This window comes from Streptomyces sp. NPDC104096, from assembly GCF_055584385.1.
The window spans coordinates 76,479-89,878 of sequence record NZ_JBVJMD010000003.1 but is presented as its reverse complement, the minus strand read 5'-3'; the positions used below and the strand labels follow the sequence as shown (position 1 = coordinate 89,878).

At 69.6% G+C, this 13,400-nt stretch carries 12 protein-coding genes; 1 reads left to right on the top strand and 11 read right to left on the bottom strand.

The annotated features are described in order from the left end of the window. Positions 1–46: 46 nt before the first annotated feature. From ACZ60B_RS04870 to ACZ60B_RS04860, 3 genes are all read right to left on the bottom strand, one after another. The gene (locus ACZ60B_RS04870) at positions 47–457 is read right to left on the bottom strand and encodes a DUF6113 family protein (RefSeq protein WP_469384215.1); all 411 of its coding nucleotides are present in this window, start codon (positions 455–457) and stop codon (positions 47–49) included. Beyond that, positions 454–1,317, bottom strand: coding sequence for an N-acetyl-1-D-myo-inositol-2-amino-2-deoxy-alpha-D-glucopyranoside deacetylase (gene mshB / locus ACZ60B_RS04865; RefSeq protein WP_469384214.1), 864 nt, complete (start codon positions 1,315–1,317; stop codon positions 454–456). The genes ACZ60B_RS04870 and mshB overlap by 4 nt, the downstream gene beginning before the upstream one ends. Positions 1,318–1,558: 241 nt before the next feature. Beyond that, complete coding sequence (locus ACZ60B_RS04860) at positions 1,559–1,753, bottom strand: hypothetical protein (protein ID WP_162468695.1); 195 nt, start codon at positions 1,751–1,753, stop codon at positions 1,559–1,561. 173 nt (positions 1,754–1,926) lie between these two features. Here ACZ60B_RS04860 and ACZ60B_RS04855 point away from each other — a divergent pair, with 173 nt between their 5' ends. Continuing rightward, entirely contained in the window at positions 1,927–4,044 is a 2,118-nt protein-coding gene (locus ACZ60B_RS04855; RefSeq protein WP_469384213.1) for a S9 family peptidase, read from the top strand. Between the two features lie 243 nt (positions 4,045–4,287). Here ACZ60B_RS04855 and ACZ60B_RS04850 read toward each other — a convergent pair whose 3' ends face one another. The 8 genes from ACZ60B_RS04850 to ACZ60B_RS04815 all read right to left on the bottom strand — a co-directional run bounded on the left by ACZ60B_RS04850 (position 4,288) and on the right by ACZ60B_RS04815 (position 13,313). After that, positions 4,288–5,349, bottom strand: a complete 1,062-nt coding sequence (locus tag ACZ60B_RS04850) for an ABC transporter ATP-binding protein (RefSeq protein WP_469384212.1) — start codon at positions 5,347–5,349, stop codon at positions 4,288–4,290. After that, positions 5,342–6,355: an ABC transporter ATP-binding protein gene (locus ACZ60B_RS04845; RefSeq protein ID WP_469384210.1), complete on the bottom strand. Its 1,014-nt coding sequence runs from the start codon at positions 6,353–6,355 to the stop codon at positions 5,342–5,344. Before ACZ60B_RS04845 ends, ACZ60B_RS04850 begins: the two co-directional genes overlap by 8 nt. Positions 6,356–6,362: 7 nt before the next feature. Beyond that, positions 6,363–7,349, bottom strand: a complete 987-nt coding sequence (locus ACZ60B_RS04840) for an ABC transporter permease (protein ID WP_469384209.1) — start codon at positions 7,347–7,349, stop codon at positions 6,363–6,365. Then, positions 7,342–8,265 carry an ABC transporter permease gene (locus ACZ60B_RS04835; RefSeq protein WP_469384208.1) on the bottom strand — a complete coding sequence of 308 codons (924 nt, stop codon included), beginning with the start codon at positions 8,263–8,265 and terminating at the stop codon, positions 7,342–7,344. Before ACZ60B_RS04835 ends, ACZ60B_RS04840 begins: the two co-directional genes overlap by 8 nt. A 6-nt stretch (positions 8,266–8,271) precedes the next feature. Next, positions 8,272–9,906: a peptide ABC transporter substrate-binding protein gene (locus ACZ60B_RS04830; RefSeq protein WP_469384206.1), complete on the bottom strand. Its 1,635-nt coding sequence runs from the start codon at positions 9,904–9,906 to the stop codon at positions 8,272–8,274. 217 nt (positions 9,907–10,123) lie between these two features. Then, positions 10,124–11,245, bottom strand: coding sequence for an ABC transporter ATP-binding protein (locus ACZ60B_RS04825; protein ID WP_469384204.1), 1,122 nt, complete (start codon positions 11,243–11,245; stop codon positions 10,124–10,126). A 13-nt stretch (positions 11,246–11,258) separates the two neighbouring features. After that, entirely contained in the window at positions 11,259–12,320 is a 1,062-nt protein-coding gene (locus ACZ60B_RS04820) for an ABC transporter ATP-binding protein (RefSeq protein WP_450661608.1), read from the bottom strand. A 15-nt stretch (positions 12,321–12,335) separates the two neighbouring features. After that, the gene (locus tag ACZ60B_RS04815; RefSeq protein ID WP_469384203.1) at positions 12,336–13,313 is read right to left on the bottom strand and encodes an ABC transporter permease; all 978 of its coding nucleotides are present in this window, start codon (positions 13,311–13,313) and stop codon (positions 12,336–12,338) included. Between the last annotated feature and the right edge of the window lie 87 nt (positions 13,314–13,400).

Genomic DNA, 13,400 nt, shown 5'->3' with positions numbered 1-13,400 from the left:
AAAACCACACGGCACGTACCCGTGCGCCGTACGGCGAAGTGGTACGTCACTTGCCAAGTCGGACGGAGTCGGACCCCGATCGCCGCCCCCAGCCGAGGGTGGCGCAGATCACAGCAAGGGCCATGCCGCCCAGCAGGAAGAGGTAGGAGCCGCCGCCCGCGCCGAACAGGAAGTCCCCTTCGGGACGGGTGGCGGTGAGGAGGACGACGGTGACCATCCAGCCCGCGGCGGACGCGACGGCCCCGCCGCGGCTGCCCGTCGCCCGCGACCCGCCGAGGAAGAGCCCGGCCGCGCCGGCGAGCGCGAGCAGGAGTCCGCCCGGGAACCAGCCGGACTGCACCAGGGCCCCGGCCATGGCGACCACCACGCCGAGCAGGAAGAGCCCCAGGCAGGCCAGGACCCGTCCGGCGGAGGGTCGTCGCAGCGGCTGGGCGAGCATCGAACCGTGTTGCGTCATGACGTCCCCCCCGCCCCGGCGAACAGGTCGGACACCCGTGCGGCCCCGGCGGTGCCGTCCGCCAGCTCGTAGTACTCGGTGGTGAAGAGCGGCTGCGCGAGCTCGTTGGAGAGCGCGAAGGACGCCTCGTCGGGGGCCACCTCGATCTGGGTGGCGTGCGCGCGCATCGCGGCGGCCTTGGCGGCGGCGTACGCGGTGCCGTCGATCTCGGCGGTGATCCGCTCCTCGGCCACCACGCCCGGTACGTCGTCGACCGCGGCGGTCTCGGTGAAGGGCAGGCCGGGCAGCCGGTCGCGCAGCCGGCCGAAGGCCTCCTCGGCCACGGGACGCGGCATCCGGTTGAAATAGACCCCGGGGATCGGCCGTCCGGCGGCGGCTGCGAGCTCCGCGGCGCGCACGGCGACGCGGTGGGCCTGGATGTGGTCGGGGTGGCCGTAGCCGCCGTCGGCGTCGTAGGTGACGAGGACCTGGGGGCGCACCTCCAGGATCACGTCGAGGAGGTGGGCGGCGGCCTCGTCGACGTCCGCCTGCCAGAAGCAGGCCGGGTCGTCGTTGTCGGGCAGGCCCATCATCCCGGAGTCCCGGTAGCGGCCGGGGCCGCCGAGCTGACGGAAGTCCTTCACGCCGAGCTCGCTCATCGCGGCCGCGAGTTCGCCCAGCCGGTGTTCGCCCAGCGCGTCACCGCTCAGGTGGGCGAGCTCGGGCGGGATGACCTCGCCGAGTTCACCGAGGGTGCAGGTGACCAGGGTCACCCGGACGCCCTCGGCCGCGTACCTGGCCATGGTCGCGCCGTTGTTGATCGACTCGTCGTCCGGGTGCGCGTGCACCAGCAACAGACTCCGGGCGGGCTGTTCCGTCATGCGCCCACCCTACGAGGCCCCTCGCACCTCGCGCCCACCTGGCCGGGGCCGGGGCCGGCGCCGAGGGCGTACTCCCGTTTTCCAGCTCACCCTGGCGTAGCGGGCGGACAGATCCGCCCTCCGCCGTCGACCCGGCCTCCGGCTCTCGCCCGAGGCATGGGCCGACTCCGTGTCGTACGCGTCCGAGGGCTGTCGGACCGGTCCGGTCAGCAGCCCATCGGAGCCCGCACACCCGTACCGCTCAGAACTTGAGGCTGCCGATCATGCTGGCGACGCTCGTGGTCAGATCGCTGATCGTGGGCGCCACCGTCGACGAGGCGAGGTAGAACCCGAGGAGCATGCACACGACCGCGTGCCCGCCCTTCAGGCCCGACTTCTTGATCAGCAGGAAGACGACGATCGCCAGCAGCACTACCGCCGAAATCGAGAGTGCCACGGCGGCTCACCTCCAAGGACCGGGGACGTGGGGGCACAGCAGGGGAACTGGTAAATCCGTACAGCAGCCAGCGGGTTCATACCCACACAGCGCTAGTGATCATAACTATCCGTGCGCGCGCATCCGTCGGCGCACTGCCGCACAAGGGGGCGCATGGCCAATATGGTCAAGGCATGACGACCGAGCCTGATTCCTTTCCCCGTCGGCACGCGCGCACCCAGCGTTTCACGCTCGGCGCGCCGCGTTCCCACACCGTGGCTCCCGACGGCGCGCGGGTGGTGTTCCTGCGCTCCGGCTCCGGCACCGATCGGGCCAACTCCCTCTGGGTACTGGACGTTCCGGAGGGCCGGGAGCGTGTGGTCGCCGATCCCCGGGCCCTGCTGGGCGGGGCCTCCGAGGACCTCTCGGCCGAGGAGCGGGCGCGCCGCGAACGCAGCCGCGAGGGCGGCGCCGGCATCGTCGGCTACGCCACCGACGCGGCCGTGGAGCTGGCCTCGTTCGCTCTGTCCGGGCGGTTGTTCACGGCCGGACTGCGGGCCGGTACGGCACGTGAACTCCCCGTCCCGGGACCGGTGATCGACCCTCGGCCCGCGCCCGACGGACGACACGTCGCCTACGTCCACGGGGGCGCCCTGCACGTGGTGGACGCCGAGGGCGCGGAGGACCGGGCGCTCGCCGGGCCCGAATCGGCCTCGATCACCTATGGACTCGCCGAGTTCGTCGCGGCCGAGGAGATGTCCCGTTCGCGCGGCTTCTGGTGGGCGCCGGAGTCGGACCGGCTGCTGGTCGCGCGGGTGGACGACACGCCGGTGCGGCGGTGGTGGATCTCCGACCCCGCGCATCCTGAACGTGACCCACAACACGTCCCGTACCCGGCGGCCGGCACGCCCAACGCGGAGGTGCGGCTGCTGATCATCGACCTCGACGGAAGCCGCACGGAGGTCTCCTGGGACCGGGCGCGCTACCCGTACCTGGCACGAGTGCACTGGTCAGCGGCGGGTGCCCCGCTGCTTCTGGTGCAGGCGCGGGACCAGCGCAGCCAGCTCTTCCTGGCCGTGGACCCGGACACGGGGGCGACCCGGATGGTGCACGCGGATGAAGATCGGATTTGGCTGGATCTTTTCCCTGGCGTGCCCTGCTGGAGCCCGTCGGGACGGTTGATCCGGATCGCGGACGAGGGTGGCGCGCGGGTGCTCACCGTGGGCGAACGGCCGCTGACGGGACCACAGTTGCATGTGCGGGCGGTGCTCGACGTCGCCGACGAGGACGTACTGATCACGGCGTCGGCCGGGGAGGACGCGACGGCACCCGAGACCGGCGAGGTGCATGTGTATCGAGTCAACGAGCGAGGCTTGGAACGCGTCTCGCAAGTACCCGGCGTGCATACGGCGGTGCGCGCCGGGGGCGTGACCGTTCTGACCTCGGCCACGCTGGACCGGCCGGGGACGGAGGTGCAGGTGCTGCGTGGCGGAAAGCGGACGGTGACTGTCCGGTCGTACGCCGAAGATCCGGGTATGTCCCCGCGCGTGACGCTGACCGAAGGGGGCGCACGGAGAATTCCGTGCGCCGTGCTTATGCCTTCGGACTACCCCGGCGACACTCCCCTCCCGGTCCTGATGGACCCCTACGGCGGCCCGCACGGCCAGCGGGTGGTCGCCGCGCACAACGCGCATCTGACCTCGCAGTGGTTCGCCGACCAGGGGTTCGCGGTCGTCGTCGCGGACGGGCGGGGCACCCCGGGGCGCTCGCCGGGCTGGGAGAAGGCGGTCCACCGGGACTTCACGGTCTCGCTGGACGACCAGGTCGAAGCACTCCAGGACCTCGCGAAGTCGTATCCGCTCGACCTGTCCAGGGTGGCGATCCGCGGCTGGTCGTTCGGCGGCTATCTGGCGGCGCTGGCCGTGCTGCGCCGCCCGGACGTCTTCCACGCGGGCGTCGCGGGCGCCCCGGTCACCGACTGGCGCCTCTACGACACCCACTACACCGAGCGCTATCTGGGCACCCCGGACACGGACGCGGCCGCGTACGCGCACAGCGGTCTGGTCACGGACGAGGGCCTGTCCGCCGCCGAGGGACCGCACCGCCCGCTGATGATCGTGCACGGCCTGGCCGACGACAACGTGGTGGTCGCGCACGCCCTGCGGCTGTCCTCGGCCCTGCTGGCCGCCGGCCGGCCGCACGAGGTGCTGCCGCTGTCCGGCGTCACCCACATGACCCCGCAGGAGACGGTCGCCGAGAACCTGCTCCTGCTCCAGGTGGACTTCCTCCGCCGCGCCCTGAAACTGACCTGAGCTGCAGCGCTCCCCGACGCACCGCAACCATCAATTGAGAAACCACGACGAAACGCCCGCCACGTCCGCGATAGCGGCGCCGGTTTAGGCGCAAAATACAGCAGCGGGCCGGGAGACATGGCGCTCCCGGCCCGCTTACGGCACCCGCACGGCCGTACGCTGTTCAGACTGACGCGTCCGTATATCGGAATCGCGTCGGCCAAGTTGCCTGCGTGTTAACGCACTTGGTGCGGGTTTGGCACGCTACGCCCCTTCGTCACCGTGGTCGTCCGAGGCCCCCTCGGGCGGCACGACCTGCTTCTCCTCGGCGAAGTGGCAGGCCGAGTCGTGGGCCCGCGGACCGCTCTCGTGCCGGAACTCGGCGGGCACGGCCAGCACCGGCACCTCCAGCGCACAGCGCTCCTGGGCCTTCCAGCAGCGGGTGCGGAAGCGGCAGCCGGAGGGGATGTTCGTCGGGGACGGCACGTCACCCGCCAGGATGATCCGTTCGCGGTGCTCGCGGGCCTCCGGGTCGGGGACCGGGACGGCGGACAGCAGGGCCTGGGTGTAGGGGTGGGTGGGGTGGTCGTAGATCTCCGCGTCCCTGCCGATCTCCACGATCCGCCCGAGGTACATCACGCCGACCCGGTCCGAGATGTGCCGGACGATGGACAGGTCGTGCGCGATGAAGAGGTAGGAGAGCTCGAACTCGTCCTGGAGGCGCGCCATCAGGTTGATGACCTGCGCCTGCACCGACACGTCCAGCGCGGACACCGGCTCGTCGGCGACGATCACCTCGGGGCGCAGCGCCAACCCGCGCGCGATGCCGATGCGTTGGCGCTGGCCGCCGGAGAACTGGTGGGGATAGCGGTTGATGTACTCGGGGTTGAGGCCGACCACGTCCAGCAGTTCCTGGACCCTGCGGCGCCGGTCGCCCTTGGGCGCCACCTCGGGGTGGATGTCGTACGGCTCCCCGATGATGTCGCCGACGGTCATCCGGGGGTTGAGCGAGGTGTACGGGTCCTGGAAGACCATCTGGATGTTGCGCCGTACGGCCTTCAGCGCCTTCCCGGACAGCCGGGTGATGTCCTCGCCCTTGTACCGGATCGAACCGTCCGTCGGCTTCTCCAGGTTGACCAGCAGCTTGGCGACCGTCGACTTGCCGCAGCCGGACTCCCCCACGATGCCGAGGGTCTCGCCGCGCAGCAGGGCGAAGTCGACGCCGTCGACGGCCTTCACGGCGCCGATCTGCTTCTTGAACAGGATGCCCCGGGTGAGCGGGTAGTGCTTGAGGAGCCCGCTGACCTCCAGGATCGGCTCAGCCATGGAGGCACTCCCGCCAGAAGTGGCAGGCGCTCACGCGCTCCGCGCCGGGCTCGGCCACCACGTGCTCGGGCTCCCCGTGCGCGGACACCTCGTACAGCGGCGGGACGTCGATGCGGCACACCTCCCGGGCCATCGGGCAGCGCGGGTTGAAGGCGCAGCCCGGCGGGATGTCCATCAGGTTGGGCGGCAGGCCCTTGATCGCGTAGAGCTCCTGGCCCTTCTGGTCCAGGCGCGGGATGGAGTCCAGCAGGCCCCGGGTGTAGGGGTGGGCGGGCGCCTTGTAGATGTCGTGCACGGGTGCCTGCTCCACGATCCGTCCGGCGTACATCACCGCGATCCGGTCGGCCACGTCCGCGACCACGCCCAGGTCGTGGGTGATCAGGATCAGTCCCATGTCGTACTCGCGCTGCAACTCGGCGAGCAGGTCCATGACCTGGGCCTGGACGGTGACGTCGAGGGCGGTGGTGGGTTCGTCGGCGATGATCAGGGCCGGTTCGAGGGCCAGCGCCATCGCGATCATGATGCGTTGGCGCATGCCTCCGGAGAACTGGTGGGGGTACTGCTTCACGCGCTCCCTGGCGGCGGGGATGCGGACGTGGTCCATGAGTTCCACGGCCTTGGCCCGGGCGTCCTTGCGGCTCATCCCGCGGTGCACGACGAACATCTCGCCGAGCTGGTCGCCGACGGAGAGCACGGGGTTCAGGGAGGACAGCGCGTCCTGGAAGATCATCGCCATCCCGGCGCCCCGGACCTTGCGCCGTTCCTCCTCCTTCAGGGTCAGCAGGTCCCGGTCCTGGAAGACGATCTCGCCGCCGGTGATCCGTCCCGGCGGCATGTCGAGGATGCCCATGATCGCCTGCGCGGTGACGGACTTCCCGGAGCCGGACTCGCCGAGCACGGCGAGCGTCTCGCCCGCGTCGACGCCGTAGCTGACCCCGTTGACGGCCTTGGCGACACCGTCCCTGGTCCGGAACTCCACGTGCAGGTCGCGTACTTCGAGCAGCATGTCGCCGTCACCTCAGCTTCGGGTCGAGGGCGTCGCGCACCGCGTCGCCGAGCATGATGAAGGCCAGGACGGTCACCGCCAGCGCGCCGGAGGGCCACAGCAGCGCGTGCGGCGCGTTGCGGATGTACGGGGAGGCGGCGGAGATGTCGATCCCCCAGGACACGCTGGGCGGCTTCAGGCCGACGCCGAGGTACGACAGGGTCGCCTCCAGCGCGATGTAGGTGCCGAGCGCGATGGTCGCCACGACGATCACCGGCGCCACCGCGTTCGGGGCGATGTGCCGCAGCAGCAGGCGGGAGTTGGAGGCGCCCAGCGCGCGGGCGGCCTGGACGTAGTCGTTCTGCTTGGCGGTGATGACGGAGCCGCGGGCGATCCGGGAGATCTGCGGCCAGCCCAGCAGCACCATGAACCCGATCACCGGCCAGACGGTGTTGCTGGTGACCACGGACAGCAGGACCAGACCGCCGAGGACGACCGGGATGGCGAAGAAGACGTCGGTGATCCGGGACAGGATCGAGTCCCAGAACCCGCCGAAGAAGCCCGCGAAGCCGCCCAGGATGCTGCCGAGGACCGCGACCCCGAGCGTGGCGAGGACGCCGACCGTGACGGACGTACGGGCGCCGTAGACGGTGCGGGTGTAGACGTTGCAGCCCTGGCCGTCGTACCCGAACGGGGCGCCCGGCTGGGAGCCCTCCTGGGCCTTGGAGAGGTTGCACTTCAGCGGGCTGCCCGAGGCGATCGCCGAGGGCCACAGGGAGATGAAGACCAGGAAGAGGATGACCAGCGCGGAGACGATGAAGACGGGGTTGCGGCGCAGGTCGCGCCAGGCGTCGGACCACAGCGAGCGGGGTTTGCCGGCCGGTCCCGTGCCCTGCGGGCCGCCGGGCGTCTTCTCCAGGGTCTCGGCCTCGCTGGCGGCCAGGTCCATGGCCCCGCCCATGCCGGTCGGGGCGATGACGCCCTCGGGTGCGCCGGTGTCCTGGTGGTCAGACATAGCGGATCCTCGGGTCGAGTACGGCGTACAGCAGGTCGACGAGCAGGTTGGCGACCAGGAAGACGATGACCAGGACGGTCACGAAACCGACCACGGTCTGGGTGTTCTGGCGCAGGATGCCCTGGTAGAGCTGGTAGCCGACGCCATGGATGTTGAAGATCCGCTCGGTGACGATCGCGCCGCCCATCAGGGCGCCGATGTCGGTGCCGATGAAGGTGACCACCGGGATCAGGGAGTTGCGCAGCAGGTGCCGGGTGACGACCCGGTGCCGGGGCAGGCCCTTGGCGATCGCCGTACGGACGTAGTCGGAGCGCTTGTTCTCCGCGATGGAGGTACGGGTGAGCCGGGTGACGTAGGCCAGGGACACGGAGGCCAGCACCAGGCCCGGCACGATCAGCTCGCCGAAGGTGGCATCGGGCGAGACGGACGGTTTGATCCAGCCCCACTGGACGCCCAGCAGCAGCTGGAGCAGCAGACCGGTGACGAAGGTGGGGATGGAGATCACGACGAGGGTCAGCAGGAGCACCCCGGTGTCGACGGGCGAGCCGCGGCGCAGGCCCGTGACGACACCGAGGGCGATGCCGACGATGATCTCGAAGAGGATCGCGACGATCGTCAGACGGATGGTGACCGGGAAGGCGCTCGCCATCAGCTCGGTGACGGGCTGGCCGTTGAACGCCGTACCGAAGTCGCCGGTGAAGACGTTCCCCATGTAGGTCACGTACTGCTGCCAGACCGGCTTGTCGAGGCCGAAGTCCCGCTTCAGCTGGGCGGCCGTGGCGGGGTCGCACTGCCGCTCGCCGCACAGGCCCGCGATGGGGTCGCCCATCACGTTGACCATGAGGAAGATCAGCAGGGTGGCGCCGATGAACACCGGGATCATCTGGAGCAGGCGCCGGACGACGTAGCGTCCCACGGCGGATCAGCCGACCTTGATCTCGTTGTACACGGGGACGGAGAACGGGTTGAGTTTGACGTTGGAGAGCCGCTCCGAGTAGCCCGCGCTGCCGTTCTGGTACCACAGCGGGATGGCCGCCATGTTGTCCCGGACGACCTTCTCGGCGTCCTGGAAGGTGCTGATCGCCTTGGCGCTGTCGGTCTCGGCGTTGGCCTGGTCCACGAGCTTGTCGAAGTCCTTGTTGGACCAGTGGCCGTCGTTGGAGGAGGCGTTGGTGTAGTAGAGCGGCTGGAGGAAGTTCTGGATCAGCGGGTAGTCCATCTGCCAGCCGGCCCGGAAGGGGCCGCTCATCTTCTTGTCGCCGATCTGGCTGCGGAAGTCGGCGAAGGTGCCGACCGGGTTGCCGACGCAGGCCTTGTCGTTGCCGAGGGCGTTGTTGATGGAGTTGCAGACGGCGTCGATCCACTGCTTGTGCGAGCCGGTGTCCGCGTTGTACGTGATCTTGACCTGGCCGTTGGGGAGCCCGCCGCCCTCCTGGATCAGCTTCTTCGCCTCGGTCGGGTTGTAGTCGCAGGCGTCCCCGCACAGGCCGTCCTGGAAGCCGCCGGCCTTGCCGAGCACGGGTGAGGTCCAGTCACTGGCCGGGGTGCGGGTCTTCTGGAAGATGGTGTCGGTGATCTGGGCGCGGTTGATCGCCATGGACAGGCCCTTGCGGACCTTCTCCGAGCCGCTCTTGTTCCAGGCGCTGTCGTAGAACGGGAAGGCGAGGGTCTGGATGATGCCGGCGGGGGTGTTGATGTACCGGCCGGACAGGTCGTTCTTGACGTTCTTCAGCTGGGCCGCGGGCACGTCGTCGACCAGGTCGAGGTTGCCGGCCAGCAGGTCGGTGTAGGCGGTGTTGTTGTCGGTGTAGACCTTCAGGGTGACCCCGTCGTTCTGGGCCTTGTCGTCACCGGGGTAGCCGTCCCACTTCTTCAGGGCCATCTGGGAGCCCTTGGTGTAGGAGTCGATGGTGTACGGGCCGTTGCCGACCGGCTTGCCGATCCAGCCCGCGTGGTCGCTGAAGAACGTCTTCGGCAGCGGGGCGTAGGCCACGTACCCGAGGGTGTCGGGGAAGGTGGAGAACTTCTGGGTGAGCTTGACGGTGAAGGTCTTGTCGTCGACCACCTTCAGACCGGAGAGCGTCTGGGCGGTCTGCTGGCTCCCGTCCTCCGGGTGGACCTTGTCGTAGCCGTCGATGTAGCCGAAGAAGTACGCGTTCTTCTGGTTGTTCTTCAGGCTCGCGCCGTAGTTCCAGGCGTCCACGAAGGAGGACGCGGTGACGGCCTCCCCGTTGCTGAACTTCCAGCCGGGCTTGAGCGTGATCGTGAAGTTCTGGGAGTCCGGGGTGTCGATCTTCTCGGCGAGCATGTCCTCGGCCGCGCCGGTCTCGGGGTTGTACCGCTTCAGCCCCCGGAAGATCATGTCGAGGACCTTGCCGCCCTGGACCTCGTTGGTGTTGGCGGGCTCCAGCGGGTTCTGCGGGTCGCCCCAGGAGGAACTGAGCACCCCGCCGGACGTGCCGCCGCCACCACCGCCTCCGCCGCCTCCGCAGGCCGTCGCCGTGAGCGCTGCCGCCGCCGCGCATGCGGCCCACTTGGCGTGCGTGGCTCCGCGCATGGAGTGCCTCCTCAAGGTCGCGCATGACTGCGCTGTGCCGGCAGCGCCGCAGCGCTGATCCTTTACCGGCCAATATCACCTCAAACGGCGCACAACGCACATGCACTTCACCCGTTCCGGGGAAGGGTGAGCGTCGCCCGGAGGCCGCCGGAGACACACGACCGGGGCGGGGCCCGAAAGCCCCGCCCCGGTCGGCGGCACGCGTCCTCTTCGCAGGTCAGCCCTGGCCGGACGTCCCCTCCAGCGCCTGGAGCGCCGGGTCGAGGACGACGTCCTCGGCCCGGGCCTCCGTGGTCGGCTCCTCCGGGAAGTGGCAGGCCGTCAGGTGGCCGGCCCGGTTGCCGGAGATCTGGAGCAGCGGGGGCTCCTCGGTGGCGCACTTGTCCTGCGCCTTCCAGCAGCGGGTGCGGAAGCGGCAGCCGGACGGCGGGTGGATCGGCGACGGGACGTCGCCGGAGAGCCGGATCCGCTCGCGGGGCTCCGTGTCGTCGTCCATCTCGACCTCGGGCACCGCCGAGAGCAGCGCGTGGGTGTACGGGTGCCGGGGCCGGTTGTAGATCGCGTCCCGGTCGCCGACCTCGACCACCTTGCCGAGGTACATGACCGCGACACGCTGCGAGAAGTGCCGGACGACGGCGAGGTCGTGGGCGATGAAGAGGAAGGCGATGCCCAGCTCGTCCTGGACCTTCTTGAGCAGGTTCACCACCTGCGCCTGGATCGACACGTCCAGCGCGGAGACCGGCTCGTCCGCCACGATCAGCTTCGGGTTCAGGGCGAGCGCGCGGGCCACGCCGATGCGCTGGCGCTGGCCGCCGGAGAACTCGTGCGGGAAGCGGTTGTAGTGCTCGGGGTTGAGGCCGACGAGCTCCAGGAGCTCGCGGACCCGCTTCTCCCGGCCGCCCTCCGGCTCGATCCCGTTGACCTCCATCGGCGACTTGATGATCGTGCCGACGGTTTGCCGCGGGTTCAGCGAGGAGTACGGGTCCTGGAAGATCATCTGGATCTCGGACCGCACCGGCGCCATCTCCCGGCGCGAGGCGTGGGTGATGTCCCGGCCGGCGTACGTGATCTTTCCGGCGGAGGGCTCCAGCAGGCGGGTGATGAGCCGGCCGGTGGTCGACTTGCCGCAGCCCGACTCGCCGACCAGGCCCACGCTCTCGCCGACGCCGACCGTCAGGTCGACGCCGTCGACGGCCTGCACGGCGCCGACCTTCCGCTTGATCGGGAAGCCGCCGTAGATCGGGAAGTGCATGGTCAGGCCCTGCACCTCCAGCAACGGCTCGACGGGCGTGGCGTCGGCGGGGCCCTGCTGTGCCGGGAGGGTGAGGTTGTCGCTCATGTCTCGGTTCTCCCTAGCGCAGCCGGGGCTGGATCTTGTCGATGAAGATGGTCTGCTTCTGCTCGGCCGTCAGGTGGCAGGCGGACGCCCGCCCGTCGCCCAGCGGCGGCCGGCTGTCGGTGCACAGCGTGCCGGGCACCTCGTCGCGGAACGCGCACCGCGGGTGGAAGGGGCAGCCGGTCGGCGGGTTGAGCAGGGAGGGCGGCGAGCCGGGGATCGGCGTGAGCGCCTCGTCGACGTCGCTGTCCAGCCGCGGCATGGAGCTGAGCAGGCCCCAGGTGTAGGGGTGCCGCGGCTCCCGCATGACCTCGCGCACGCTGCCGCGCTCGATGGCCCGGCCCGCGTACATCACGAGCAGGTCGTCGGCCATGGTGGAGATGACGCCGAGGTCGTGCGTGATGAAGATGATCGCGGAGCCGAACTCCTGCTGGAGGTCCTTGAGCAGGTCCAGGATCTGGGCCTGCACGGTGACGTCCAGCGCGGTGGTCGGCTCGTCGGCGATCAGCAGGTCGGGGTCGCACATCAGCGCCATGGCGATCATCGCGCGCTGGCGCATACCGCCGGAGAACTGGTGCGGGTAGTCGTCGAAGCGCGTCTTGGGCTGCGGGATGCCGACCTTCTCCAGCATCTGCACGGCCCGGTCCCGGGCCTCCTTCTTGGAGGCGCCGGTGTGCTTCATGTACGGCTCGGACAGCTGCCGGCCCACCGTGTAGAACGGCGACAGCGCGGTCAGCGGGTCCTGGAAGATCATCGCCATCTTGTTGCCGCGGAGCCGCTCCAGCTCCTTCTCCGAGGCGGTGACGAGCTCCTTGCCGTCGAGGACGATCTCGCCCTCGACGGTGGTGGTCCGCGGGCTGTGCAGCCCCAGGATCGTCAGGTTGGTGACGGACTTGCCGGAGCCGGACTCGCCGACGATGCCCAGGGTCTTGCCGCGCTCGACGTCGAAGGAGAGTCCGTCGACCGCCTTGACGATGCCGTCCTCGGTGGAGAACTGCACCTTCAGATCACGCACCGACAGGAAGCTCTCCGGGCCGGTGGGGGCCGGGGCGTCCTCGGTCTTGGTCAGTGTGGTCACGGTGGTTCGTTCTTCCTAGGAGAGCCGGACGCGCGGGTCGATGTAGGCGTACGCGATGTCGGTGATGATGTTGAAGATCAGGATGAAGAAGGCACCGAACAGCATGACGCCCATGGTCAGCGGCAGGTCCTTGTGGGACGCGCCGTCCACGGCGAGGCGGCCGATCCCCTGGAGGGAGAAGGTGATCTCGGTGACGACGGCGCCGCCCAGCATGCTGCTGATGTCGATGCCGAGCACGGTCACGATCGGGATGAGCGCGCCGCGCCACGCGTAGCGGAAGAACACGTACTTGCTGGACATGCCCTTGGCCCGGGCGGTGCGCACGTGCTCCTCGGCCATCTGCTCGATCATCGACGAGCGCGCCATACGCGTGTACTGCGCGGTGAAGATCGTGGCCATCACCAGGGTGGGCAGCAGCATGCCCGTGAACCACTTGACCGGGTCGTCGGTGAACGGGTGGTACTGGGGGTTGTCCATCAGGCCGGTGCTGTAGACGAAGACGATCAGCACGATCGGGCCGAGGAAGTAGATCTGGAACGAGCTGAGCACCATCGACGCGCCCGTGGCGACCTTGTCGACCATGGATCCGCGCTTGTAGGCGGCGAGCATGCCCGCGCCGACACCCACGACGAGGAAGACGACGGCACCGCCGGCGGTCAGCGTCAGGGTGGTCGGGAAGCGGTCCATGATGGTCAACCACACCGGGTCGCCCGAGTAGAACGACACGCCGAGACACGGAGCGTTGCAGTGTCCGGTCGGGAAGTCGCGGCCCATCACGATGCCGGACATGAAGTTCCAGAACTGCTGCGCGAGGGGCTGGTCCAGGCCCAGCGCCTCACGGATGTCGTGCAGTCTCTGGGGAGAGCAGTCCTTGCCACAGGCCAGAGAGGCATAGTCGGAAGGCGCGGCGACGAACAGGAAGAACGTGACGGCGCCGAGAAGGAACAGCGTGACGACGGCACCGACCGAGCGCCGGAAGATGAACTGAAGCATGGCGGGGAGGCTGCTCTCTGCGGAGACGGTGGAGGGTTTCGCGGAAGTGCGGGGGCGCGCTCCGCCTGGTGCGCGCCCCCGCGATCA